Below are 24,035 nucleotides of genomic sequence, written 5' to 3'. Positions count from 1 at the left end.
AGATGCGCCCATGCGGCGGGGGTGGCGACCCGGCCGCGCGGGGTGCGGGCCAGCAGGCCCTCCCGTACCAGGAAGGGCTCGGCGACCTCTTCCACGGTCTCACGCTCCTCCCCCACCGCGACGGCGAGCGTGGACAGGCCGACGGGGCCGCCGCCGAACAGCTTGAGCAGGGCTTCCAGCACGGCCCGGTCGAGGCGGTCGAGGCCGCGGGCGTCCACCTCGTAGACGGCGAGGGCGGCCTCGGCGATGTCCTTGGTGATCAGTCCGTCGGCCTTGACCTGCGCGTAGTCCCGGACGCGGCGCAGCAGACGGTTGGCGATGCGGGGCGTGCCGCGGGAACGGCCGGCGATCTCGGCGGCGCCGTCCGGCTCGATCTCGACTTCCAGGAGGTCCGCGGAGCGATGGATGACCCGCTCCAGTTCGGCCGGTTCGTAGAACTCCATGTGGGCGGTGAAGCCGAAGCGGTCGCGCAGCGGGGGCGGCAGCAGGCCCGCGCGTGTGGTGGCGCCGACCAGGGTGAAGGGGGGCAGCTCCAGCGGGATGGCGGTGGCGCCCGGGCCCTTGCCGACGATGACGTCGACGCGGAAGTCCTCCATCGCCATGTACAGCATCTCCTCGGCGGGCCGGGACATGCGGTGGATCTCGTCGAGGAAGAGGACCTCGCCCTCCTGGAGGGAGGAGAGGATCGCCGCCAGGTCGCCGGCGTGCTGGATGGCGGGGCCCGACGTGATGCGGATGGGAGCGCCCATCTCGGCCGCGATGATCATCGACAGGGTGGTCTTGCCGAGGCCGGGGGCGCCGGAGAGCAGCACGTGGTCGGCGGTGGCGCCCCGCGCGCGTGCGGCGCGCAGGACGAGGTCGAGCTGCTCGCGGACCTTCTCCTGGCCGATGAACTCGCCCAGGTCCTTGGGGCGCAGGGCGGCCTCGACGGCCTGGTCCTCACGGTCGGCGGACGCACCGACAAGCCGCTCAGCGGCTTCGGCGTCGGTCGTGTCGTCCCAGTTCATGGAGTGTGCCTCGGAATCTCGGTACGGGCTATCGGGCGCGGTTCAGGGTCTGCAGGGCCGCCTTCAGCAACTGGCCCACCTGGGGCGTGCCCTCGGCGGCCTCGGCCTGCGGAGCCACTGCGGCCACCGCCTCGTCGGCCTCCCGGGTGGCGTACCCGAGACCGATCAGGGCCGCGTGCAGCTGGTCGCGCCAGCCGCTGCTGACCGGCGCGCCGACGGCGGGTGCGCCGATCGGCGCGCCGAGCCGGTCCTTCAGCTCCAGGAGCAGCTTCTGGGCGCCCTTCTTGCCGATGCCGGGGACGGCGGTGAGCGCCTTCTCGTCGCCGGTGGCGACGGCCCGGCGCAGGGCGTCCGGGCTGTGGACGGCGAGCATGGCCTGGGCCAGCCGGGGACCGACACCGCTGGCCGTCTGGAGCAGCTCGAAGACCTGGCGCTCGTCGTCGTCCGCGAAGCCGTACAGGGTGAGTGAGTCCTCCCGAACGACGAGGGACGTGTGCAGCTTGGCGGGCCGGCCCATGCGGAGCGTGGACAGCGTGTTCGGCGTGCACTGGACGGCCATGCCGACGCCGCCGACCTCGACGACCGCGGCGTCCGGAGCGAGTGCGGCCACTGTGCCGCTGACGAAGGCGATCATGCCGTACGGCCTTTCGGTGCTTTGGCGGTGTGCAGGGCGACGGCCCGCTGGAGCCGGTTCTGCGCGGGGGCGCGCCAGATGTGGCAGATGGCGAGGGCGAGGGCGTCGGCCGCGTCGGCGGGCTTGGGCGGTGCGCTGAGCCGGAGCAGGCGGGTGACCATCGCGCCCACCTGGGCCTTGTCGGCCCGGCCGCTGCCGGTGACGGCGGCCTTGACCTCGCTCGGCGTGTGCAGCGCCACGGGGATGCCGCGGCGCGAGGCGCACAGCAGGGCGACGGCGCTGGCCTGGGCCGTGCCCATCACCGTACGGACGTTGTGCTGGCTGAAGACGCGCTCCACGGCGACGAATTCCGGCCGGTGCTCGTCCAGCCACTCCTCGATGCCCTGCTCGATGGCGACCAGGCGGTGGCCGAGGTCGGCGTCGGCCGGCGTGCGGACGACGCCGACGCCGATCATCGTGAGCGGCCGTCCGGCGACGCCCTCGACCACGCCCACACCGCACCGGGTCAGTCCCGGGTCCACCCCCAGCACGCGCACGCGCCCTCCCTCTCGCTCACCTGTTTGTGCAGGCTATCGGGTGCCACCGACAACGCGACGGGCCGACGGGGTGTGTCCCGTCGGCCCGTTGGTCTCTGCGGAGCCCGCGGCGGCGTTACGCGCCGACCTTCTCCATGACCTCGTCGCTGACGTCGAAGTTGGCGAAGACGTTCTGCACGTCGTCGCTGTCCTCGAGCGCGTCGATCAGCTTGAAGATCTTCTTGGCGCCCTCCTCGTCCAGCTCGACCTGCATGGTCGGGACGAAGTTGGCGTCGGCGGAGTCGTAGTCGATGCCGGCGTCCTGGAGGGCGGTGCGGACCGCGACCAGGTCGGTGGCCTCGCTGATGACCTCGAAGGTCTCGCCGAGGTCGTTGACCTCCTCGGCGCCCGCGTCGAGCACGGCGCCCAGCACGTCGTCCTCGGTCAGCTCGCCCTTGGGGACGATCACCACGCCCTTGCGGTTGAAGAGGTACGACACCGAGCCCGGGTCGGCCATGGAGCCGCCGTTGCGGGTCATGGCGACGCGGACCTCGGAGGCGGCGCGGTTGCGGTTGTCGGTGAGGCACTCGATGAGCACCGCGACACCGTTCGGGCCGTAGCCCTCGTACATGATCGTCTCGTAGTCGGCGCCGCCGGCCTCCAGGCCCGCGCCGCGCTTGACCGCGGAGTCGATGTTCTTGTTGGGGACCGACGACTTCTTGGCCTTCTGGATGGCGTCGTAGAGCGTCGGGTTGCCTTCGGGGTCGGCGCCGCCCATCCGGGCCGCCACCTCGATGTTCTTGATCAGCTTCGCGAAGAGCTTGCCGCGCTTGGCATCGATGACGGCCTTCTTGTGCTTCGTCGTGGCCCATTTAGAGTGGCCGGACATCTGCCTGTCTCCTTCGCGTAACCCATCTCAGCAACGAACGCAGGAATCCTACAAGGACTCGGCCGTCCGGTTGGCGCGCACCATGTCGACGAACAGGGCGTGCACGCGGTGGTCGCCGGTCAGTTCCGGGTGGAAGGACGTGGCCAGAGCGTTGTCCTGACGGACGGCGACGATGTGGCCGTCGTGCTCGGCGAGCACCTCGGCCCCGGCGCCGACGGACTCGACCCAGGGGGCGCGGATGAAGACGCCCTCCACGGGGTCGCCCGCGACGCCCTGGACGTCGACGGCCGCCTCGAAGGACTCGTTCTGCCGGCCGAAGGCGTTGCGGCGCACGATCATGTCGATGCCGCCGACGGTCTCCTGGCCCGAGCGCGGGTCGAGGATCTTGTCGGCGAGCATGATCATGCCGGCGCAGGTGCCGTAGACGGGCATGCCGGCGCGCACGCGCGCGCGGAGCGGCTCCATCACCCCGAACAGGACGGCCAGCTTGGAGATGGTGGTGGACTCGCCGCCGGGGATGACGAGGCCGTCCACCTCGGCGAGTTCTTCGGGGCGCCGCACCGGCCTGGCCACGGCATCGGCCGCGGCCAGGGCGACGAGGTGCTCCCGTACGTCGCCCTGGAGGGCCAGGACGCCGATCACAGGTGCTTCACTCATGGGTGTTACCAGCCGCGGTTGGCGTAGCGCTCGGTCTCGGGCAGCGTGTCGCAGTTGATGCCGACCATGGCCTCGCCGAGGTTGCGGGACGCGTCGGCGATGATCTTCGGGTCGTCGTAGAAGGTGGTGGCCTTCACGATGGCGGCGGCGCGCTTGGCCGGGTCGCCGGACTTGAAGATGCCGGAGCCGACGAAGACGCCCTCGGCGCCGAGCTGGCGCATCAGGGCCGCGTCGGCCGGGGTGGCGACACCGCCGGCGGAGAACAGCACGACCGGCAGCTTGCCGAGCTCGGAGACCTCCTTGACGAGCTCGTAGGGGGCGCGCAGCTCCTTGGCGGCGGCGTACAGCTCGTTGTTGTCGAAGCCGCGCAGCTTGGCGATCTCGTTCTTGATCTGGCGCAGGTGGCGGACGGCCTCGACGACGTTGCCGGTGCCGGCCTCGCCCTTGGAGCGGATCATCGCGGCGCCCTCGGCGATGCGGCGCAGGGCCTCGCCCAGGTTGGTGGCGCCACAGACGAACGGCGTGGTGAAGGCCCACTTGTCGGAGTGGTTGACCTCGTCGGCCGGGGTGAGGACCTCGGACTCGTCGATGTAGTCGACGCCGAGGGACTGCAGCACCTGGGCCTCGACGAAGTGGCCGATGCGGGACTTGGCCATGACCGGGATCGAGACGGCGTCGATGATGCCCTCGATCATGTCCGGGTCGGACATGCGGGCCACGCCGCCGTCCTTGCGGATGTCGGCCGGGACCCGCTCCAGGGCCATGACGGCGACGGCGCCCGCGTCCTCGGCGATCTTCGCCTGCTCCGGCGTGACGACGTCCATGATGACGCCGCCCTTGAGCTGCTCGGCCATGCCGCGCTTCACACGGGCGGTGCCGGTCGCGGGGGCCTGGGAGTTGGGGGACGTGGTGGACACGGGTGACCTCGCTACGGAAAGGGGAATCCAGCAGCACCGAGGAAACGCGAGGGGACCAGGCCACAGCAAGGGCCAATGGGAACGCTGTGGATCCTTTTCCGGCGGACGGCCGGGGAACGGTGCGTGAACGGGGGCTCAGGCGGCCCGGTCGGCGAGGGCCGCCGGAGGCTCGTCGTCCATTTCAAAGGCCATGGGGAACGGGGCGTGGCCCGCCAGGCGGAACCAGCGGACCTTGCGGTGCCGGCGGAGGGCACGGGCGGCGCGTACGGAGTCGTTGTGGAAGCGGCGGGCCATGGGGACGCGCCGCACCGCCTGCGCGAGCTCCTCGGCGGCCTCCTCGCCTCCGGGCGCCTCCCGCACCGCCTCCACCTGCTGGATCTCCCCGAAGACGGCCCGCAAGGCCTGGCTCAGATCGCTCTCGGCGACCTCCCGCTGCTCCTCCTCCGCCTGACGGGCGGCGTGCGCGGCCTCGTAGAGGACGATCGAGGCGGCCGGATCCAGGACTCCCGACGTCGCCAGTTCCTGTGCGACCGAGGCCCGGCGCAGCAGCTGCGCGTCCAGGGCGGCCCGGGCGGCGTCGATGCGGGCGTGGAGACGGTCGAGACGGCCGGCGGTCCAGCTCAGATAGAGCCCGACCGCGACCAGGGCCACGGCGATCCAGATGAGAGTGGTGGTCACGGGCGGCAAGGCTAGCGGCCCGCCCGGGCCGTCGGTTCACCCCGCCCTGCCCGGCCCTGGTGGATCACGTCAGTCCCGGGCGAACCCCAGCCTGGCCCACAACCCGGTCACCCGCTCGTCCTCCGCGACCGCCGCCGCTCCGGCCGTCACCGTCTCGTAGACGGACAGGATGTCCGCGCCGACGGTCGACCAGTCGAAGCGCCGCACGTGGGCGCTGCCCCGCTCGCGCAGTTCCGTGCGSCGGGCCGGGTCGTCCAGCAGGCGTACGGCAGCGTCGGCCAGGGCGTCGGCGTCCTCGTTGGGGAACAGTTCGCCGGCCTCTCCCCGGTCCAGGACCTGGGCGAAGGCGTCCAGGTCGGAGGCGAGGACGGGGGCTCCCGCGGACATGGCCTCGACCAGGATGATCCCGAAGCTCTCGCCGCCGGTGTTGGGCGCGACGTACAGGTCGACGCTGCGCAGGAAGCGGGCCTTGTCCTCGTCGCTGACCATGCCGAGGAACTCGACGCGGGAGCGCAGCGCGGCGGGCAGTGACTCCACCGCCTCCTTCTCGTCACCGCGCCCGGCGACCAGCAGCCGGGTCTGCGGACGGGCGGCGAGGATCTTCGGCAGGGCCTTCATCAGCACCGGCAGGCCCTTGCGGGGCTCGTCGATGCGCCCTATGAAGCCGATCGTGTCGCCCTGCCACTCGGCCTTGGGCTCGGCCTTGGCGAAGAAGTCGACGTCGACGCCGTTCGGGATCACCACCGCGTCCCCGCCGAGGTGCTCCACCAGCGTGCGGCGCGCGTACTCGCTCACCGCGATCCGCGCGCTGATCTTCTCCAGAGCGGCCTGGAGGATGGAGTACGCGGCGATCATGGCCCGGGAGCGCGGGTTGGACGTGTGGAACGTGGCGACGATCGGTCCCTGGGCCGCCCAGCAGGTCAGCAGGCCCAGCGAGGGCGAGGTCGGCTCGTGGATGTGGATGACGTCGAACGCGCCGTCGTGCAGCCAGCGGCGCACCCGGGCGGCGCTCAGGAAGCCGAAGTTCAGCCGGGCCACCGAGCCGTTGTACGGGACCGGCACCGCGCGCCCGGCCGAGACGACGTACGGCGGGAGCGGCGTGTCGTCGTCGGCCGGGGCGAGGACGGACACCTCGTGGCCGAGGCGGATGAAGTACTCGGCCAGGTCCCGGATGTGGAACTGGACGCCGCCCGGTACGTCCCAGGAGTAGGGGCAGACGATGCCGATCTTCACGGGCGCCCCTTCGCGGGGTCGAGGTCCGCGAGCCACAAGCGCTGCAGCATGTGCCAGTCCTCCGGGTGGTCGGCGATCCCCGTGGCGAAGGCGTCGGCCAGCGCCTGTGTCATGACAGACGTCTTCTCGGCGCGCGTGCCTGACTCGGGGACGTCGACGGGCGGGTGGACACGGCCCCGCATCATGGGCGAGTCGTCGTACCAGAGCGTGACGGGCAACAGCAGGGCGCCGGTCTGCTGGGCGAGCAGGGCGGGTCCGGCCGGCATGCGGGCCGTGTCGCCGAAGAAGCCGACCTCGACGCCGGAGGCGGACAGGTCGCGGTCGGCGACCAGGCAGACCAGGCCGCCGTCGCGCAGCCGCCGGGCCAGGGTGCCGAAGGCGGTGCCGCCGCTGTGCGGCAGGACCTCCATGCCGAGGCCCTCGCGGTAGGCGACGAACCGGTCGTACAGCGTCTCCGGCTTCAGGCGCTCGGCGACCGTCGTGAACGGGATGCCCAGCTTGGTGGTGACCCAGGCGCCGGCGAGGTCCCAGTTGGCCAGGTGGGGCAGGGCGAGGATGACGCCCTTGCCGGCGGCCAGGCCCTCGGTCAGGTAGTGCAGGTCCTTGGCGACGAAGCCGCTCTCGATGCGCTCCCTGCTCCAGGCGGGGAGGCGGAAGGACTCCATCCAGTAGCGCAGGTACGACCGCATGCCCGCGCGCGAGAGCTCGGCGAGGCGCTCGGGGCTCGCACCGGGCACCACGCGCGCGTAGTTGCTCTCCAGCCGCTGTACGCCCTTGCCGCGCTGCTTCCAGGCGAGGTCGGCGATGGTCTGCCCGAGCCGTACGGCAACCGGCTCGGGGAGCTTCTTGACCGTGCTCCAGCCGAGGCCGTACAGCGCGTCCGTCAGCCGGTCCTGTGCGCTCACGTGGATGCCTCGCTCCCGTGTGAGGCGTTCTCCTGCTCGCCCTCATTGTCGTCCTGCGCGGCAGCCGCACTCGCGGCCTCGGCCTCCGCGGACTCGCGGCGGACCGTGACGACCCGCTGGATGAGCGTGACGAGGCTGCCCACGGCGACGATCCACAGGGCGACCGGCAGCAGGTACTGGATGCCCGGGACACCGAACGCGTGCAGGCCCGCGAGACCGGCCGCGACCAGGGAGATCACCAGCCGCTCGGCCCGCTCGACCAGCCCGTTGACGGCGACCGGCAGGCCGATCGACTCGCCCCGGGCCTTGGTGTACGACACCACCTGGCCGCTCGCCAGGCAGAAGATCGAGACGGCGCACAGGACGAGGTCGTCGCCCCCGCCGGCGTACCAGAGGATGAAGCCGCCGAAGATCGCCCCGTCGGCGACCCGGTCCAGCGTGGAGTCCAGGAAGGCGCCCCAGCGGCTGGAGCGGCCGAGCTGCCGGGCCATGTTGCCGTCGACCAGGTCGGAGAACACGAACAGCGTGATCACGACCGTGCCCCAGAAGAACTCGCCCATGGGGTAGAAGACCAGCGCGCCCGCGACCACACCGGCCGTGCCGATGAGCGTGACGGTGTCGGGGCTGACGCCCCGCCGGATCAGAAACGCGGCGAACGGTGTGAGAACACGCGTGAAGAATGCACGCGCGTACTTGTTCAGCATGGCCTTCCCGAGGGTCGGTGTCGCCGTCTGGCCCCTGCTGGCCACCGGCTGGCCCATCGTAGCCACGCGCGCGTGCGGGTGACGGGCGGGACCCGGGGCCCGTGTCACGGCGCACCGGTGCGCGGGGCGGGGCGCGATCACGTCCTTCGTATGGACGCACCGTGACGGGAGTGGGAAGGTCGAATAACCGCGGGCGTCGCCGGAGCCGCACCGCACGCGGATCCCGCGTGTCCCGCGCCCACAGTGACCTCACCGTGCACGGGAGGCAGGATCATGGGCGACAAGGCACAGACACACCCTGGGGCCGCCGGCAGGGCACAGGCGGCCGACCACCCCCAGTCCGTACGGAATGTGGTGCTGGTCGGCCACTCCGGATCGGGCAAGACCACGTTGGTGGAAACCCTCGCGCTCACGGCGGGGGCAGTGAACCGGGCGGGCCGCGTGGAGGACGGCGGCACCGTCTCCGACTACGACGAGATCGAGCACCGGCAGCAGCGCTCGGTGCAGCTCTCCCTGGTGCCCGTCGAGTGGGACGGCATCAAGGTCAACCTCCTCGACACCCCCGGATACGCCGACTTCGTCGGTGAGCTCAGGGCCGGTCTGCGAGCGGCGGACGCGGCCCTCTTCGTCGTCTCGGCCTCGGACGGTGTGGACGGCTCGACCCGCATGGTGTGGGAGGAGTGCGCGGCCGTGGGCATGCCGCGGGCCATCGTCGTCACTCACCTGGAGGCGGCGCGCGCCGACTTCGAGGAGATGACGCGGATCTGCGCGGAGGCCTTCGGCGCGGACGACCCCGATGCGGTCCTGCCGCTCTACCTGCCGCTGCGCGGCCCCGAGGCGCCGGACGGGCACGCGCCCGTGACCGGCCTGATCGGGCTGCTGTCGCAGAAGCTGTTCGACTACTCGACCGGTGAGCGCAAGGAGTCGGAGCCGGGCGAGGACCAGCTGCCGCTGATCGAGGAGGCCCGCAACCGGCTGATCGAGGGGATCATCTCGGAGAGCGAGGACGAGACCCTCATGGACCGCTACCTCGGCGGGGAACCGGTCGACGTCAAGACGCTGATCGAGGACCTGGAGCGGGCCGTCGCCCGCGGGGTCTTCTTCCCCGTCCTGGCCGCCGCCCCCGCGGCCGAGGGCTCCCGGCAGGGACTCGGCACGGTGGAGCTGCTGGAGCTGATCACCCGGGGTTTCCCCACGCCGCTGGAGCACGAGACGCTGCGGGTGACGACGATCGACGGCAACCCGCGCGAGCTCAAGCCCTGTGATCCGGACGCCCCACTGGTCGCGGAGGTCGTGAAGACCTCCTCCGACCCGTACGTCGGCCGGCTGTCGCTGATCCGCGTGTTCTCCGGCACCCTGCGCGCCGACCAGACGGTCCACGTCTCCGGGCACGGCCTGGCCGACCGCGGGCACGAGGACCACGACGTCGACGAGCGGATCGGCGCCCTGTCCACGCCGTTCGGCAAACAGCAGCGCCCGGTGTCGCACGTCATCGCGGGCGACCTGGCGTGCGTGGCCAAGCTCAGCCGCGCCGAGACCGGGGACACCCTGTCCGCCAAGGACGACCCGCTGCTCATGGAGCCGTGGCAGATGCCCGACCCGCTGCTGCCGCTGGCCATCCAGGCGCACAGCAAGCCGGACGAGGACAAGCTCTCGCAGGGCCTGGCCCGGCTGGTCGCCGAGGATCCGACGATGCGGCTCGAACAGAACCAGGACACCCACCAGGTGGTCCTGTGGTGCCTGGGCGAGGCGCACGCGGACGTCGCCCTGGAGCGGCTGCGCAGCCGCTACGGCGTCCAGGTCGACGTCGTACCGCACAAGGTGTCGCTGCGCGAGACCTTCGCGACCAAGGCGGCCGGGCGCGGCCGGCACGTCAAACAGTCCGGTGGGCACGGGCAGTTCGCCATCTGCGAGATCGAGGTGGAGCCGCTGCCGGGTGGCTCGGGCATCGAGTTCGTGGACAAGGTGGTCGGCGGCGCGGTGCCCCGGCAGTTCATCCCGTCGGTGGAGAAGGGCGTACGAGCCCAGGCCGCCAAGGGGGTCGCCGCCGGGTATCCGCTCATCGACGTACGCGTGACCCTCCTGGACGGCAAGGCGCACTCGGTGGACTCCTCCGACGCCGCGTTCCAGACGGCCGGCGCGCTCGCGCTGCGGGAGGCCGCGACCGACGCGAGGATCCATCTGCTGGAGCCGGTGGACGAGGTGTCGGTGCTGGTCGGCGACGAGTTCGTGGGCACCGTGATGAGCGACCTGTCGGGGCGGCGCGGCCGGGTGCTCGGCACCGAGCAGACACCCGGCGGGCGCACCCTGATCCGGGCCGAGGTGCCCGAGATCGAGATCGGTCGCTACGCGATCGACCTGCGGTCGATGTCGCACGGCACGGCACGCTTCAGCCGCCGGTACGTACGGCACGAGCCGATGCCGCAGCAGGTCGCGGACCGGGTCCGGGAAGAGGAGCGCAAAGCCTCCTAGTTGGGGCCCGAGGGGGCCAAGTGGCCCTGGTGAGGGCTTCCTCCGCACAGGCGGGCGGTTCCGAGGACCGCCCGCCTCCGGATGTCGGTGCCTGCGGATACGCTGATGACCTGATCAACAGGTGTGCGAAGCGCGGAAGTCGGGAAGGCCGCTTGATGCGGAAGCGGCAGCGATGGGGGCGGCAGTGACGGACGGATTTGACTTCAGCCCGGGGGCACAGGTGCCTCTGGCGGGATCGGCCGGCCAGACGGCGGCGACCTACGCGCTGGCCGCGGCGGCGTACCGGGACGACGAGGTCACCAAGATCCTGAACGCCGACAACGAGTGGCACCAGTCGAAGGTGACCCCACCGCGCTCCTGGGCGAAGATCTTCCGCCCCAACTTCGGTGAGGCCTTCTCCCGCGCCGTCATCGACCGCATGCTCGGCGCCGGGCGCAAGCCGGTCATCCAGTCCTTCGGCATCGAGCCCCAGGTCGTCGTGGAGCACTGTCTGGCGGCCCACCGCATCCGCCGCGACCGCGACAACCGGCTCTCGGCGATCACGGTGATCTGCGGAGTGCTCTTCCTGCCGGGCTTTTTCGTGTGGCTGCTGGTGTTCACGCTGCGCACCACCATGGCCAAGCGCGAGGACAAGCGCGCCGGCGCCCTCGCCACGACCCTGCTGGTCGCGGTGGGCGCGCTCGCCGTGCTGTTCCTGATCCGCATGCCGTTCACGGGCTTCTGGGGCTTGTACGCGCGCGCGGCSATCATCATGCCGGTCGTCGGCTGGTTCTGGGCCAAGCATGTCTGCGAGCGGACGGCGCTCGACCTGCGGGAGCGCTGGTCGAGCATGCTGTCGGGCGGCGGCGTGGGCGCCAAGATCCCCGAGGCCGTCCCGGGCAACCCCGGCGACGCGGCCGAGCAGGTCCGCAAGGAGCTGGCGCGCCTGAGCGCCGAGCAGCGGTCCAACTCGGTCTTCTACGCCGGGCCCAAGGGCATACTCGGCATGGGCACGCGGTGGGGCAGCTGGCAGCTGGCCGAGGAGCTGGTGTCCGCCGAGCCGGGCAAGGACTTCCACCCCTTCCGCAGCTGGGACGTCATCGTCGCGATCCAGGGCGGCCTGGGCATGCTGGAGCGCACGTCCATCAACACCGGCGGCTTCACCAAGCCGTCCATCACGCACTGGGTCGTCACACCGATCGGCGAGAAGGCGACGGAGGTGTCCCGGCCGAGCGGCGCGGACGTCGACGCGTACACGGTCCGGACGCACGCCATACAGGACATCTGCAACAAGCAGCAGTTCGGCAGCGGCGACCGGCATTATCTCGGCGTGCAGTGGACCCTCTGGGACGGTCACCTGGTCATCACGATGCTGATCACGGTGACGGTGCTGCACGACACCCTGCGCATCGAGGTCACCGGTCACGCCCTGGGACCGATCAACCCGCTGTTCAACGAGAAGCCCGCGGCCAAGGAGAAGACGGTCCAGAAGGCCCTCCGCTTCTGGGAGACCCGCACCGTGAAGATGCCCCTGATCGACGCCGACGAGGTGGTGCGGCTGGCCGCACGCGCCCCGCTGACCTGGTACCCGCCGCTGCTGAACTGGCTCGGCGGCAGCCTGACGCTTCCGGAGCCGTTCGGTCTGCGGCACGCGTGGGCGGACCAGCCGTGGCGGCATCGGTTCATGGCGGACGACGCGCTGCGGGCGGCTACGCCTGTGCTGCGTGTGGTGCATGCGGCGGCGCTGAAGGTACTGCGGGAGAACGGGGTGGACGTGGAGAAGTTCGGGTCCAGGTCGGCTGCGCTCAGCGGGGCGGTGCAGGAGGCTTCACCGAAGAAGGCGGATGTGTACGACGCGTAGGCCTCCGGCGGTCGAGCCGTTCAGCTGCGGGCCGGTGAGTGCTGCTGTCCCTGGGGGCTGCGCCCCCGGACCCCCATCGGCCTGAACGGCCTCGTCCTCACACGCCGGACGGGCTGAAAAGCCCGACCCCGCCGGGCTCAACCGGTCGGCCAGGCCTCCGCCAGCATCTTCCTCGTGTCCGCCAGCAGCTGCGGCAGCACCCGCGTATGTCCCACCACCGGCATGAAGTTCGTGTCGCCACCCCACCTCGGCACGATGTGCTGGTGCAGGTGCGCCGCGATGCCCGCGCCGGCGACCGAGCCCTGGTTCATGCCGATGTTGAAGCCGTGGGCGCCGGAGGCCGTGCGCAGGGCCGTCATCGCCTGCTTGGTGAGCTCGCCGAGCTCGGCGGTCTCCCCCGCCGTGAGGTCGGTGTAGTCGGCGACGTGCCGGTAGGGCACGGTCATCAGGTGCCCGCCGTTGTACGGGTACAGATTGAGCACCGCGTAGACCTGCTCGCCGCGCCTGACGACCAGCCCGTCCTCGTCGGACTTGGCCGGGATGGAGCAGAAGGGGCAGCCGTCGCCGGCGCCCGGGCCGCTCGGCTTGTTCTCACCCTGGATGTAGGCCATCCGATGGGGCGTCCACAGACGCTGGAACGCGTCCTGCGTCCCTACTCCCAGCTGCTGCTCCGGCTCACTCGTCATGCAGTGCAGCATATGGCGTGGAGCTGGGGGTACGGCAAAGGCCCCCGGGTTCTCCCAGGGGCCCGTACGCCGTGCGGTCAGGCCGCGGTGACGCCGTGCGGTCAGACCTGCGCCCGCTCCTCGACGACCTTCACGATCTTCGCGATGGCCTCGTCGAACGGGATGCCGTTCTCCTGGGAGCCGTCGCGGTAGCGGAAGGACACGGACCCGTGGGACATGTCCTCGTCGCCCGCGATGACCATGAAGGGCACCTTCTGCTTCTGGGCGTTGCGGATCTTCTTCTGCATCCGGTCCGAGGAGGAGTCGACCTCGACGCGCAGGCCCTTCTTCCTGGCCGCCGCCGCGAACTTCTCCAGGTACTCGACGTGCGCGTCGCCGATCGGGATGCCGACCGCCTGGACCGGGGCCAGCCACGCCGGGAAGGCACCCGCGTAGTGCTCCAGGAGCACCGCGAAGAAGCGCTCGATCGAGCCGAACAGCGCGCGGTGGATCATGACCGGGCGCTGCTTGGCGCCGTCCGGGCCGGTGTACTCCAGGTCGAAGCGCTCCGGCAGGTTGAAGTCGAGCTGGATGGTCGACATCTGCCAGGTGCGGCCGATGGCGTCCTTGGTCTGGACGGAGATCTTCGGGCCGTAGAAGGCGGCGCCGCCCGGGTCGGGGACGAGGGGCAGGCCCTGCTTCTCCGCCACCTGGCGCAGGGTCTCCGTGGCCTCCTCCCAGGCCTCGTCCGAGCCGACGAACTTCTCCGGGTCCTTGGTGGACAGCTCCAGGTAGAAGTCGGTCAGGCCGTAGTCGCGCAGCAGGCCGAGGACGAAGGTGAGCGTCTTGTCGAGCTCCTCCGACATCTGCTCGCGGGTGCAGTAGATGTGCGCGTCGTCCTGGGTGAAGCCGCGGGCCCGGGTCAGGCCGTGCACGACGCCCGACTTCTCGTACCGGTACACGGTCCCGAACTCGAAGAGGCGCAGCGGCAGTTCACGGTAGGAGCGGCCGCGCGCGTCGAAGATCAGGTTGTGCATCGGGCAGTTCATGGGCTTGAGGTAGTAGTCCACGCCCTCGTCGAGCTGCATGGGCGGGTACATGCCGTCGGCGTACCAGTCCAGGTGGCCCGAGGTCTCGAAGAGCTTCCCCTTCGTCGCGTGCGGGGTGTAGACGAACTCGTAGCCCTCCTCCTCGTGGCGGCGCCGCGAGTAGTCCTCCATGACCCGGCGGATGATGCCGCCCTTGGGGTGGAAGACGGCGAGGCCGGAGCCGATCTGCTCCGGGATGGAGAACAGGTCGAGCTCGCTGCCGAGCTTGCGGTGGTCGCGCTTCTCGGCCTCGGCGAGGAACTCCAGGTGCGCCTTCAGCTCGTCCTTGGTCGGCCAGGCGGTGCCGTAGATGCGCTGGAGCATGGGGTTCTTCTCGCTGCCGCGCCAGTAGGCGGCCGCGTTGCGCATCAGCTTGAACGCCGGGATGGCGCGGGTCGACGGCAGGTGGGGACCGCGGCAGAGGTCCTTCCAGCAGAGCTCGCCGGTCTTGGCGTCCAGGTTGTCGTAGATCGTCAGCTCGCCGGCGCCGACCTCGACGTCCGCGCCGTCGTCGGAGGAGGCGGAACCCTTGAGGCCGATCAGCTCCAGCTTGTAGGGCTCGTCGGCCAGCTCCTCGCGGGCGGCCTCGTCGGTGACCACGCGGCGGGCGAACTTCTGCCCCCGCTTCTGGATCTCCTGCATCTTCTTCTCGATGGCCTTGAGATCCTCGGGCGTGAACGGCTTCTCGACGTCGAAGTCGTAGTAGAAGCCGTCCTTGACGGGCGGGCCGATGCCGAGCTTGGCCTCGGGGAAGAGCTCCTGCACGGCCTGTGCCATGACGTGCGCGGTGGAGTGGCGCAGGATGTTCAGGCCGTCCTCGGAGGAGATCTCGACGCCCTCGACCTCGTCGCCGTCGGACAGGGCGTACGACAGGTCCCTGAGCTCGCCGCCCACGCGCGCGGCGATGATCGAGCGCTCGCCGGCGAAGAGCTCGGCGGCCGTAGTGCCCGTCGTCACCACGCGTTCTTCCCGCTCGGAATCGCGTTGGATGATCACACGGACGTCTGACACCGGTCTCTCCTGACTGAAGGTGGGTCGCGGCGCCATACCGGAGCGCGCGCACGAGTATGGATCGTACCGACCCCGGACCGCCCACCGCGAAATCAGTCCCCGCAGTCCCCTCCGCAGGCCTCCTCGAAGAAGGCCGCCATCCCGGCGTTCTCCTGGAGCGCCTTCATCAGGCGGTCCCGCTCGGCGTCGTCGACCTGCACCGGTACGACACCGTGGGCGCCGGTGATGCGCCGGAATCCGCCCCGGCTCTCCAGCCGCCCCTGGAGCCGCACCGGCAGTCCGACGAGGTGGGCGTGGCCGGCGATCCGGTAGGCCTCCTCGTCGAGGGTGATCCGGACGTTCGGTACGTCGGCCCCGGCCAGCACCCGCAGCCGTACCGTGCCCTCGCCGCGCGGCCCCGGCCTGCGCATCCGTACCACCGCTCCCGTGATCCGCACCGGTACGGAGGGTTCCTCGCGCAGGTAGCGGGCGCCCGCCTCGCGCAGCACGGGCAGGTCGCCGGGTGAGAACTCCACGGGCTCGGCGGAGGGCGCGCAACCCTCGGGCACACCGGCGGCCGGGGCCCACTCGACGGCGATGCGGGCGCCCTCCGTGCCCCGGACCAGGGCGACGAGGGCCTCGGTGAGCTCGTGGCTCACCCCCGCCTCGACCGCGGCGTCGAAGGCGTCCATGCCGCCGGCGGCACGCTGGTAGTCGATGGCCTCACGGGCGGCGTGGAGGGCCTGGTGGAGGCGGACGGCGAGGGGGCGGCCGCCGTCGACGGGCACGAAGGCGGTGAGCCGGCCGTCCGTCGCGGAGCCGACGAGGACGCTGTCCAGGGACGCGGCGGCGGAGCGCCGGTGCCGGGCGCCGTGGTAGCCGGCCCGGGCGCGGGTGGCGAGGGCCGCCGCGAGCAGCATCCGGCGGGCGGCGGTGCGCAGCCGGTCCTCGACGGTCCAGGGCGCCGCACCGGCGGGCCCGGCGGGGACGTCGTGCCACCAGCGGATCTCGTCGCTGGGGACGGCGAGGGAGACGAGGACCTCGCGGGCGGAGGGCGAGCCGCTGCGGGACAGGGCGAGCAGGGCCTCGCCGAGCAGGTCGTCGCTGTCGGGGAAGGCGCGGCTCTCGGGCACGAGGAGGCTGGTGCCGGTGCCGCCGGGGCCGGGCGGGGTCCAGCGGCCGTAGCGGCCCGGGGCGCCGCCGCGCCGCTGCCAGCCGTGCCGGCGGAGCAGGGCGCTGAGCACGGCCGGGTCGACGTCCACGGGCTCGGGCGGAGCGCCGGTCCAGGTGGTGTCGACGGGGTGGGGCCGCACGGGCCTCAGTGGCTCCTCGGTCGGGCGGTGCGTCACGGTTTCCCTCCCGTCCCGACCCGCGTCATGATCTCGCACAGCGCCCGGTCGTCGAAGATGCGTGAAGTCGGTATCCGCACGGTGGTGCGGCGGCGGCCGGTGATCGGCTGGCCGGCGAGGTTGGTCCAGTAGCAGCAGTGCCTGAGGTCGAGCCGGTCGTGGCCGGCGCGCAGCCAGTCGTCCTGGGCGCGCGGCACCAGCATGACCACCAGGATCTTGTGCACGGACACCGGTGTGCGGGCGAGCTTGGCCAGGTGGTCGTTGTCGAGCGTGAAGGCGAAGGTGCGGCCCGGCGGGTTGGGCGGCACCTGGTACGTGGCCTTGAGCTGCACCTTGATGGTGACCTCGTCGTCGACCGTGTGCCCGGGGGCGCTGTGGCTGACGTGCCAGTCGATGCCGTTGTCGGGGAACGGCTGGGAGAGCGAGCAGCCGGCGGCCGCCGCGACGGCGTGCAGATAGCCGACCTGGAGTGTCTCCATGCAGGCGGTGGTGGCGAGAGTGCCGCGAGAGGGAGCCGTGCGCTCGGGCAGCAGCCCGCCCCGTTCGGGCTGCGCTATGGCCATGGCCAACAGCCTTCCAGAACAAGTGAGTCCCCGCTGCGGGCCGCTGAACTGCGCGGACCCGTACTCCTGTTGTCTCCTTCCGGCGTACGGCGCAAACAGCCCGGGTATCACCGAATCGGGCGGTGGACGGTGCGTCAACTGCCGAAGGTGAACGAGGGGTTGTGTGGGTATGACGTGCTGGTACGAGGGGCCTTTGGCCGCTTTCGACACGGAGACGACGGGCGTGGACGTCGAGACCGACCGCATCGTGTCGGCCGCCGTCGTCGTCCAGGACGCCCCGGGCGTCCGGCCGCGGGTCAGCCGCTGGCTGGTGAACCCGGGCGTGCCGGTGCCCGCCGAGGCGACGGCGGTGCACGGGCTGACGGAGGAACACCTCCAGCGCAACGGCCGGTGGCCGGCGCCGGTGATGTTCGAGATAGCGGAGGCGCTCGCCGAGCAGGCGCACGTCGGCCGCCCGGTCGTGGTGATGAACGCGCCGTTCGATCTGACCTTGTTCGACCGGGAGTTGCGTCGGCATCGCGCCTCGGCCCTGAGCCGCTGGTTCGAGTCGGCGCCGCTGTACGTGCTCGACCCGAGGGTCCTGGACAAGCACCTGGACCGCTACCGCAAGGGCCGCCGCACCCTGACCGACTTGTGCGCGCACTACGGGGTCGCCCTGGAGGGCGCGCACGACGCGGCGGCCGACGCCGTGGCGGCGCTGGAGGTCACCCGGGCGGTGGGCCGCCGTTTCGCGTCGCGGCTGGAGCGCCTCGGCCCCGGTGAGCTGCACACGCTTCAGGCGGTGTGGCACGCGGCGCAGGCCCGGGGGCTCCAGGCGTGGTTCGCGCGCAGCGGTGTGGAGGAGGCGGTCGACCCGGCCTGGCCGCTGCGCCCGGACCTGCCGGCGGCGGCCTGAGCACCTGGGCGGGACGCCTGCGCAGGGCATGAAAAAACCGGTCCGTCTGCGACGGACCGGCTGTTTCCGGTGGGCGATACTGGGTTCGAACCAGTGACCTCTTCGGTGTGAACGAAGCGCTCTCCCACTGAGCTAATCGCCCGGGAACGCACTGAACAATACAGGTCCCGGCACGCTTCCTTCAAACCGTTCTGAGGTGCCTGGCCAGTCCGCGCGCTCCCGTGCGCATCATCAGCCGGTGATTGGCCCGGAAGGCGGGCCGGCACGGCACGGCGAGCCGCCGCAGCAGCGGCTTGCGGACGTCGACGACCTGGTCGTACCGCGCGAGAGTCCCCACCCCGTCCGCTGTGAGCGTCCAGCGCGCCCAGCCCTCCATGTCACCGGACAGGGCGATCTCCAGCACGCCGGCCGCGGGATCCCGTCGCACCTCCCGCGCCGTGAAGGTCATGTCGTACGGCAGGACGGAGCGGACCCGGACCACCCCCGTCGTGTCGTCGAGCCGGGTCACCTCCCGGACCTGGCGCCACCACCGGGGGTAGTCCTCGGCGCGCTCCAGCGCCTCGTACACGGGGGCGGGCGGCGCGGGCAGGGTCCACACGCTGCGGAAACGGTAGTGGTTCCAGTCCATGACCGCAGTCTGCCCACGTGCGGTGCGGGCTGTATGAGTACGCGCCTGAGTACCCGCACTCATGCCGTACGGGGTGACGCGGACCACACTGCCGGTCATGAACCACCTTCCGCCCCCGGCCGAGGAGTTGCGGCTCCTCGATGCCGAACTCCGGCAACTGGACTCCCGCCGCACCCAGTTGCTGGCCCGTCGCGCCTGGCTGGTCGCGACCCTGCAACAGGCACGGCAACAACCGCAGCAGGCCTGGGCTCAGGCGCGGACGCAGCCGCCACCCGTCGCATGGTCCCGCCCGGAAACCGCCGCGCCCAGCGTGCAGAACGTGCTGCTGGTGCTCGGCGGTGTGCTGCTCACGCTCGCGGCGGCGGTGTTCACGCTGGTCAGCTGGGGACACATGGGGATCACCGGGCGGGCGCTGGTGCTCGGCGCGGTCACGCTGGCCGCGCTCGCCGTGCCGGCGCTCCTGCTGAAGCGGGGGCTGCGCTCGACGGCCGAGTCCGTGGCGGGGCTGGGCCTCGCACTGACCGTCCTGGACGCCTACGCCCTGCACGAGGCCGCTCTCGCCGGGACGGACGGGACGGGGTACGCGGCGGCCGCGACGGCGGTGCTGGCGGGGATCTGGTCGGCGTACGGTCTGCTGCCGGCCACGGCCGCGCTGCGACTGCCCCTGCCCTGCGGACTGGCGGCGGCCCAGTTCCCGCTGCTGCTGTGGGCCCTGTCCGCCGACGCGGGTGCGTACGTGATCAGCGCCGCGCTACTGGTGACGGCCGGGCTGGACACGGTGGCCGCGCTGCGGCTGAGGACCGGTTCGGTACGGATCACCGCGGTGGTCGGGGCGTACTCCACGGGCACCTTGGGCGTCCTGACCGCCGGCTGGCTGTCCCTGGCGGCTGACACCCCGAGCGCCGCGGCGCGCGCCGGGGGGCTTCTCCTTCTCGCGGCGGCGATCGCGGTGGGTGCGGCTTGGTGGGGCGCGGGTTCGCTTTCGGGCTCCGCCTCGGGCTCGGGCTCGGGCTCCGGCTCGGGCTCGGGCTCCGGCTCGGGCTCGGGCTCGGGTACGGGCCCCGGCTCGGGTACGGGCCCCGGCTCGGGTTCAAGCGCGGACGCGCCCTGGCAAGGCCCGAGCGCGAAACACGCCCTCGGTCTCGCGATCGTCTCGGGCCTGCTCGCCGTCGGTGCGTTCGGCGGGACGGCCCGCTCGTGGCTGCCGGAGATGTGGACGGTTCCGGCCTACCTGGTCTGCGGGATCGTCCTGCTGGCGGTGGTGCGGGCCGGGCGGCTGCCGGACGCGGTGCGGCTCGGGTTCGCCTGGGCCTCCGCAGGCGTGCAGGCGCTGGCCGTGCTGTGGGCGCTGCCCGTCGTCGCCGTGGTGGTGCTGGGGCCGGCCGGCTGGATCGGCCGGGCGTGGAGCGGCGCGCCGTCGGACGCCCGGGCCGCCGTGACCGTCGAGGCGCCCTGGCCGCCCGACGCGGCGACGGCTCCCGTCGTGCTGCTGGCCGTCGCGGCCGTGCTCGCCCTGGTGAGCCGCGCGGAGCAGTGGCGTTCGCGGGCCCGGATCGGCGCACTGGGCCTGGTGTGGGCCACGGCACTGACGCTTCCGGCGGTCGTCGGGATTCCGTACGTCGCCGGGATGGTGGTCCTGGGGGTCATGACAGCGGCTGCCCTGTACGCGGGCCGGGTCACGGTTTCCGCCGCGCGGCTCACCGCCCTCCTGCTCTCCCTCACCACCTCCGTCAGCCTCGCCCTGGCCTCCCTCGCCTCCCAGACCGCGACACTCGTGGTGCTGTCGGTGCTGACGGCCCTGTTCGCCTCGGCCTCGTGGCGGACGAACCTGGCCTGCGTCACGGCTCCGGCCGCCCTCGTGTACGCCGCCGCCCTGGCCTCGGCGACGGGCGCCGCCGTGGACTGGCCGCCGGCCCGGACCGCCCTGCTGGTCCTGGCCGTTCCCGCGGCAGCCGCCCTGCTCGCGCCGCGTCTCGGTGCGCAGCGGGCGACGGTGCCGGTCGAGGCCGTGGGAGCCGCCGCCGGCCTGCTCGCCATGGGCCTCGCGGTCACCGATCCGCCGCTGCTCGCCCTGGTGCTGGCGTTGTGCGGCGTGATCAGCGCGGGCACGGCACTGCGTCCGGAACGCCGTCCTGCCGGCTACGCGGCCGCGGCCCTGTTCGTGCTGGCCGCCTGGGTGCGCCTGGCCGCGTGGGAGGTGGGCACACCCGAGGCGTACACGCTCCCGGTGACCGTTCCGGCGCTGCTCGTCGGCGCCCTGCGCAGGCGCCGCGACCCGCAGGCCTCCTCCTGGACGGCGTACGGACCCGGACTCGCCGCCACGCTCCTGCCGAGCCTTCTCGCGGCCTGGGGCGACCCGCACTGGACGCGGCCGTTGCTGCTGGGCACGGCGGCACTGCTGGTCACCCTGCTGGGTGCCCGGCACCGCCTCCAGGCGCCACTGGTGCTCGGCGGCTCGGTGCTGGCCCTGGTCGCGCTCCACGAACTCGCCCCGTACGTCGTGCAGGTGACCGGGGCACTCCCCCGCTGGGCGCCTCCCGCCCTCGCCGGACTCCTGCTGCTCGCACTCGGGGCGACGTACGAGCAGCGGATCCGGGACGTCCGGCGAGTGCGGGAGGTCCTGGGGAGGATGACCTAGCCCTCTGCCGGGGAACGGCTACGGCATCCTGTCGCCGACCAACGCCAGGTTCTGGATGGCCGCCAGGCCGTACAGGGCCGTGGCGTTGGTGGACACCCAGGCCGCCTCGCTGCCGGGGACCAGTGCCGTCGGGCCCTCGATCTTCTTCGTGGACCAGTCGGTGGACTCCTTGTAGTCCCAGGTGTCCCGGCTGTTGTAGAACTGCTGCCACGCGCGCGCGGCCAGCTTGTCGTCGCCCGTCTGGACGGCGGCGTACGCGTCCTGCCGCGAGTGGCCCTGGAACAGCAGCAGGGAGCCGAAGTCGGAGCCGTAACGGGCCTTCTGCTCGGCCTTGGTGGCGTTGAAGTAGCGGCAGTAGTCGAGCCACGCCTCCTTGAACTTCGGCATGTCGACCTGGTCGATCAGCTCGGCGCACAGCTCGACCAGACCGAACATGGCCGACAGGTGCGAGACGCCGACCTTCGGCTCCTTGGCGACGGCGAACTTCCCGGTGTCCAGGTCGTACAGCGCGTCGCCCTGGACGAAGCCGTTGGGCTGGGCGGCGATGGTCTCCATGGTGGACAGCACCCTCGCCCTGGCCTTCTCCCACTTGGGGCCGCGCCGCTCCCACTCGGTGAGCCAGGCGGAGACCAGTCCGCTCCAGTCGGTGCCGAAGCCGATGGACAGGGCGTTGCGGTCGGGCGTGTACGGCTCGGTGCGGATCTTGCGGATGGGGTCGAGGACGAGGAACGTCTCGTCGGAGTCGACGTTGGCGTGCATGAGGTCGCCGACGCGTTCGTCCGCCGTGAGGAAGTAGTAGTAGCGGCGGTACGTGGTGTTGGCGATGCGCTGCTGCTTGGCGCTGTCCGCGTAGTGCTGGACGCCGTGCCGGGTGCCGAGGCCCGCCCACTTGCCGAGGTGGTAGACGTCGACCTCGCCGGTGTGCCGGGTCATGGCCTCGGCGAAGCGGAAGATGTCGGCGCGTCCGGAGCGCATGTACGCGAACCAGAGCCACAGGTCGGGCGAGAGCTCGGAGTTGTCCCAGGCGTAGCCGCCGACGTCGTAGCACCACTGGTGACGGCTCGGGTCGTAGCTGTGCATGATGTCGCCGTAGTCCCAGAAGCCGTACCAACGGCGCATCTCCACCTGGTCCTTGTAGTAGGTGAAGAGGAAGTCGAGGTGGTCCTCGATCTTCTCCTTGGCGCTGGTGGAACGGTCCGGCTCGGAGAAGAGCTTGCCGAAGACGCCCGCCTTGATGAGCTGCTTGGGCGGGGCGGCGAGCTGCGGTGGCGTCCTGACGGCCTCGACCTGCCGGGCCATGGCCTCGGCGCCGGGCGTGGACTCGTGGGCCCAGAAGAGGAGTTCGCTGGTGCGGGCGATGCCGTACGGGGTGCCGAAGCCGGGCTCGTAGTCCTCGTAGGTGATGTTGAGGCCTTCGAGCTGCTCCGGGTAGGTGTCCTGGCCCATGCCGTCGTGGTAGAAGCGCAGGTCCATGGGCTGCGCCTCGGGCGACCAGAGCCAGAGGGTGACCTCGGCGGTGTCGGTCTGGGCGTCGCGGATGTCGAGCTGAGCGGGGAACTTCTCCCAGAAGTCCCTCAGGCCGAAGGCGAAGCCGCCGCTCGCGCCGCCCACGTACCCGAAGCCGCTGGCGCGCTTGCCGCCGCCCGCGCCGATCCAGCCGTGGCCCTTCTTGGTCCGCTTGCGGACCGTGAAGCCGTCGGCGGAGAGCTGGGAGAGGGTGTAGTCGCCCCACTCGGGGATGTACTGGAGGCGGGTGGTGACCCGCTGGTCCCAGGTGGACGGGTCGGGCAGCTTCTTGCCCTCGAACTGGGCCGTGCGTACGGCCGCTCCCGGGTCGCGGCGCAGACCGGTGATGCCCTTGACGGCCTCGCGGAGCAGGCCGGTGCCGTCGCCGCCGATGCGGATGTGCCGGTCGTACGCGGCGTCCCGCATCGGCACCTGGAAGCGCACGCCGAGCCCGCGGATGAAGTCGCCGCTCGCCTTCCCGGGCTCCTGCTTGCCGTCGAAGGTGACGGTGTGGACCATGCGGAACGACTCGGCGCCCGCGTAGAAGTAGAGCCTGATGGAGAAGGGCAGCCAGCTGCGGCCGCCCTTGCGGTGCTTGCCGTCGATGCGGACGACCGCCCGGACCGGGCCCTCCTGCTCGACGGTGACCTTGTCGACGGCGCCGTCGAAGCGCTCGGTCTTGACCGCGCCCTGGTCCTCGTCCTCGATCTCGGGCTGGCGGATCAGCACGAGCCGGCCGTTCCTGGCGATCTCCGTCGAGCCCCGGGTGACCGACTTGACGATCGTGGAGCCGGACTTGCCGATCTTCGCGGTGATGACGCCGGTGGAGATGTCGATGGTGCCGCCGCGCTTGTCGACGGTGACCTTGTTCTCGGGTGCGGCGGGCGTACCGGCGGTGAGGGTGAGCTTACCGTCGCCCGAACCGACCGCGTGGGCGGTCCACTTGAGGGAGCCGTCGGGCCAGTAGGCGATCGGCCACGACTGCACGGGTACGGCCTTGCCGCCCGCGTCCGTCAGCGCGAACGTCTGGTCCTTCTGGTAGGCACCCTTCGGCCAGGGGACGCCGACGGTGGAGCCGGGGGCCGCGCCGAGGCCGCCGCCCTCCAGCCAGTCCAGGGTCACCGGGTCGGCGTCGGCGGGCTCGGCTCTGGGGACGGCCTGCGCGTCCTGTGTCCCCAGTGCCCAGCTGAACTGGGCGGCGGCTCCGGCGACGGCGGCCGCCTTGAGGAGGTTCCTGCGGGGGATGGGAGACATAGAGAGGC

Annotated in this window: 20 protein-coding genes and 1 tRNA gene; 4 read left to right on the top strand and 17 right to left on the bottom strand. The window is 71.7% G+C overall.

Annotation, left to right across the window (positions count from 1 at the left end):
• The 10 genes from ruvB to pgsA all read right to left on the bottom strand — a co-directional run.
• On the bottom strand, nt 1–1,007 hold a 1,007-nt coding region (gene ruvB, locus CA983_RS09430), incomplete at its 3' end, for a Holliday junction branch migration DNA helicase RuvB (protein ID WP_086600417.1).
• 28 nt (nt 1,008–1,035) lie between these two features.
• The gene (gene ruvA, locus CA983_RS09425) at nt 1,036–1,641 is read right to left on the bottom strand and encodes a Holliday junction branch migration protein RuvA (protein WP_086600416.1); all 606 of its coding nucleotides are present in this window, start codon (nt 1,639–1,641) and stop codon (nt 1,036–1,038) included.
• Complete coding sequence (gene ruvC / locus CA983_RS09420) at nt 1,638–2,177, bottom strand: crossover junction endodeoxyribonuclease RuvC (protein WP_086600415.1); 540 nt, start codon at nt 2,175–2,177, stop codon at nt 1,638–1,640. Before ruvC ends, ruvA begins: the two co-directional genes overlap by 4 nt.
• 115 nt (nt 2,178–2,292) lie before the next feature.
• A complete protein-coding gene (locus tag CA983_RS09415; RefSeq protein ID WP_086600414.1) occupies nt 2,293–3,045 on the bottom strand; it encodes a YebC/PmpR family DNA-binding transcriptional regulator in 753 nt (250 codons plus the stop codon).
• Between the two features lie 48 nt (nt 3,046–3,093).
• Nucleotides 3,094–3,702: a pyridoxal 5'-phosphate synthase glutaminase subunit PdxT gene (gene pdxT / locus CA983_RS09410; protein WP_086600413.1), complete on the bottom strand. Its 609-nt coding sequence runs from the start codon at nt 3,700–3,702 to the stop codon at nt 3,094–3,096.
• 5 nt (nt 3,703–3,707) lie between these two features.
• Nucleotides 3,708–4,619, bottom strand: a complete 912-nt coding sequence (gene pdxS / locus CA983_RS09405) for a pyridoxal 5'-phosphate synthase lyase subunit PdxS (RefSeq protein WP_086600412.1) — start codon at nt 4,617–4,619, stop codon at nt 3,708–3,710.
• Between the two features lie 135 nt (nt 4,620–4,754).
• Nucleotides 4,755–5,297, bottom strand: a complete 543-nt coding sequence (locus CA983_RS09400) for a hypothetical protein (RefSeq protein WP_086600411.1) — start codon at nt 5,295–5,297, stop codon at nt 4,755–4,757.
• Nucleotides 5,298–5,366: 69 nt separating this feature from the next.
• The gene (locus tag CA983_RS09395) at nt 5,367–6,530 is read right to left on the bottom strand and encodes a glycosyltransferase family 4 protein (protein WP_086600410.1); all 1,164 of its coding nucleotides are present in this window, start codon (nt 6,528–6,530) and stop codon (nt 5,367–5,369) included.
• Nucleotides 6,527–7,435 carry a phosphatidylinositol mannoside acyltransferase gene (locus CA983_RS09390; protein WP_086600409.1) on the bottom strand — a complete coding sequence of 303 codons (909 nt, stop codon included), beginning with the start codon at nt 7,433–7,435 and terminating at the stop codon, nt 6,527–6,529. Before CA983_RS09390 ends, CA983_RS09395 begins: the two co-directional genes overlap by 4 nt.
• Nucleotides 7,432–8,196: a phosphatidylinositol phosphate synthase gene (pgsA, locus tag CA983_RS09385; protein WP_086600408.1), complete on the bottom strand. Its 765-nt coding sequence runs from the start codon at nt 8,194–8,196 to the stop codon at nt 7,432–7,434. Before pgsA ends, CA983_RS09390 begins: the two co-directional genes overlap by 4 nt.
• A gap of 216 nt (nt 8,197–8,412) precedes the next feature.
• On the opposite strand from pgsA, the gene CA983_RS09380 reads away from it, so the two are divergent.
• Complete coding sequence (locus CA983_RS09380; RefSeq protein WP_086600407.1) at nt 8,413–10,611, top strand: elongation factor G-like protein EF-G2; 2,199 nt, start codon at nt 8,413–8,415, stop codon at nt 10,609–10,611.
• A 172-nt stretch (nt 10,612–10,783) separates the two neighbouring features.
• Nucleotides 10,784–12,451, top strand: coding sequence for a hypothetical protein (locus CA983_RS09375; RefSeq protein WP_107500211.1), 1,668 nt, complete (start codon nt 10,784–10,786; stop codon nt 12,449–12,451).
• A gap of 137 nt (nt 12,452–12,588) precedes the next feature.
• Here CA983_RS09375 and CA983_RS09370 read toward each other — a convergent pair whose 3' ends face one another.
• The 4 genes from CA983_RS09370 to CA983_RS09355 all read right to left on the bottom strand — a co-directional run bounded on the left by CA983_RS09370 (nt 12,589) and on the right by CA983_RS09355 (nt 17,106).
• Nucleotides 12,589–13,149, bottom strand: a complete 561-nt coding sequence (locus CA983_RS09370) for an HIT family protein (RefSeq protein WP_086600405.1) — start codon at nt 13,147–13,149, stop codon at nt 12,589–12,591.
• Between the two features lie 89 nt (nt 13,150–13,238).
• On the bottom strand, nt 13,239–15,215 hold the full coding sequence (gene thrS, locus CA983_RS09365) for a threonine--tRNA ligase (RefSeq protein ID WP_086600404.1): 1,977 nt from the start codon (nt 15,213–15,215) through the stop codon (nt 13,239–13,241).
• A 92-nt stretch (nt 15,216–15,307) separates the two neighbouring features.
• Nucleotides 15,308–16,543, bottom strand: coding sequence for a hypothetical protein (locus CA983_RS09360; protein ID WP_086600403.1), 1,236 nt, complete (start codon nt 16,541–16,543; stop codon nt 15,308–15,310).
• On the bottom strand, nt 16,540–17,106 hold the full coding sequence (locus CA983_RS09355) for a DUF4365 domain-containing protein (RefSeq protein WP_059420406.1): 567 nt from the start codon (nt 17,104–17,106) through the stop codon (nt 16,540–16,542). The genes CA983_RS09360 and CA983_RS09355 overlap by 4 nt, the downstream gene beginning before the upstream one ends.
• A 169-nt stretch (nt 17,107–17,275) precedes the next feature.
• Between CA983_RS09355 and CA983_RS09350 the strand changes: the two genes are divergently transcribed.
• Entirely contained in the window at nt 17,276–18,001 is a 726-nt protein-coding gene (locus CA983_RS09350) for a 3'-5' exonuclease (protein ID WP_086600402.1), read from the top strand.
• Between the two features lie 70 nt (nt 18,002–18,071).
• On the opposite strand, the gene CA983_RS09345 is transcribed toward CA983_RS09350, so the two are convergent.
• Nucleotides 18,072–18,143, bottom strand: a tRNA-Val gene (locus CA983_RS09345).
• 39 nt (nt 18,144–18,182) lie between these two features.
• On the bottom strand, nt 18,183–18,629 hold the full coding sequence (locus CA983_RS09340; protein ID WP_086600401.1) for an SRPBCC family protein: 447 nt from the start codon (nt 18,627–18,629) through the stop codon (nt 18,183–18,185).
• 97 nt (nt 18,630–18,726) lie between these two features.
• Between CA983_RS09340 and CA983_RS09335 the strand changes: the two genes are divergently transcribed.
• Nucleotides 18,727–21,267 (top strand): SCO7613 C-terminal domain-containing membrane protein, encoded by a 2,541-nt coding sequence (locus CA983_RS09335; protein ID WP_425276438.1) that lies wholly within the window; start codon nt 18,727–18,729, stop codon nt 21,265–21,267.
• An 18-nt stretch (nt 21,268–21,285) separates the two neighbouring features.
• Here CA983_RS09335 and CA983_RS09330 read toward each other — a convergent pair whose 3' ends face one another.
• Entirely contained in the window at nt 21,286–24,027 is a 2,742-nt protein-coding gene (locus CA983_RS09330) for an exo-rhamnogalacturonan lyase family protein (protein ID WP_086600399.1), read from the bottom strand.
• Nucleotides 24,028–24,035: the final 8 nt, after the last annotated feature.

This window comes from Streptomyces swartbergensis, assembly GCF_002148965.1.
In the GTDB taxonomy this organism is placed as follows: domain Bacteria; phylum Actinomycetota; class Actinomycetes; order Streptomycetales; family Streptomycetaceae; genus Streptomyces; species Streptomyces swartbergensis.
This window is presented reverse-complemented; position numbering and strand designations above follow the sequence as displayed.

What these genes read in the sequence shown, in the direction of transcription:
- ruvA (WP_086600416.1), bottom strand. Translation starts at nt 1,641, where the DNA reads ATGATCGCCTTCGTCAGCGGCACAGTGGCCGCACTCGCTCCGGACGCC.
- CA983_RS09415 (WP_086600414.1), bottom strand. Translation starts at nt 3,045, where the DNA reads ATGTCCGGCCACTCTAAATGGGCCACGACGAAGCACAAGAAGGCCGTC.
- pdxT (WP_086600413.1), bottom strand. Translation starts at nt 3,702, where the DNA reads ATGAGTGAAGCACCTGTGATCGGCGTCCTGGCCCTCCAGGGCGACGTA.
- pgsA (WP_086600408.1), bottom strand. Translation starts at nt 8,196, where the DNA reads ATGGGCCAGCCGGTGGCCAGCAGGGGCCAGACGGCGACACCGACCCTC.
- CA983_RS09380 (WP_086600407.1), top strand. Translation starts at nt 8,413, where the DNA reads ATGGGCGACAAGGCACAGACACACCCTGGGGCCGCCGGCAGGGCACAG.
- CA983_RS09370 (WP_086600405.1), bottom strand. Translation starts at nt 13,149, where the DNA reads ATGCTGCACTGCATGACGAGTGAGCCGGAGCAGCAGCTGGGAGTAGGG.
- CA983_RS09355 (WP_059420406.1), bottom strand. Translation starts at nt 17,106, where the DNA reads ATGGCCATAGCGCAGCCCGAACGGGGCGGGCTGCTGCCCGAGCGCACG.
- CA983_RS09350 (WP_086600402.1), top strand. Translation starts at nt 17,276, where the DNA reads ATGACGTGCTGGTACGAGGGGCCTTTGGCCGCTTTCGACACGGAGACG.
- CA983_RS09340 (WP_086600401.1), bottom strand. Translation starts at nt 18,629, where the DNA reads ATGGACTGGAACCACTACCGTTTCCGCAGCGTGTGGACCCTGCCCGCG.
- CA983_RS09335 (WP_425276438.1), top strand. Translation starts at nt 18,727, where the DNA reads ATGAACCACCTTCCGCCCCCGGCCGAGGAGTTGCGGCTCCTCGATGCC.
- CA983_RS09330 (WP_086600399.1), bottom strand. Translation starts at nt 24,027, where the DNA reads ATGTCTCCCATCCCCCGCAGGAACCTCCTCAAGGCGGCCGCCGTCGCC.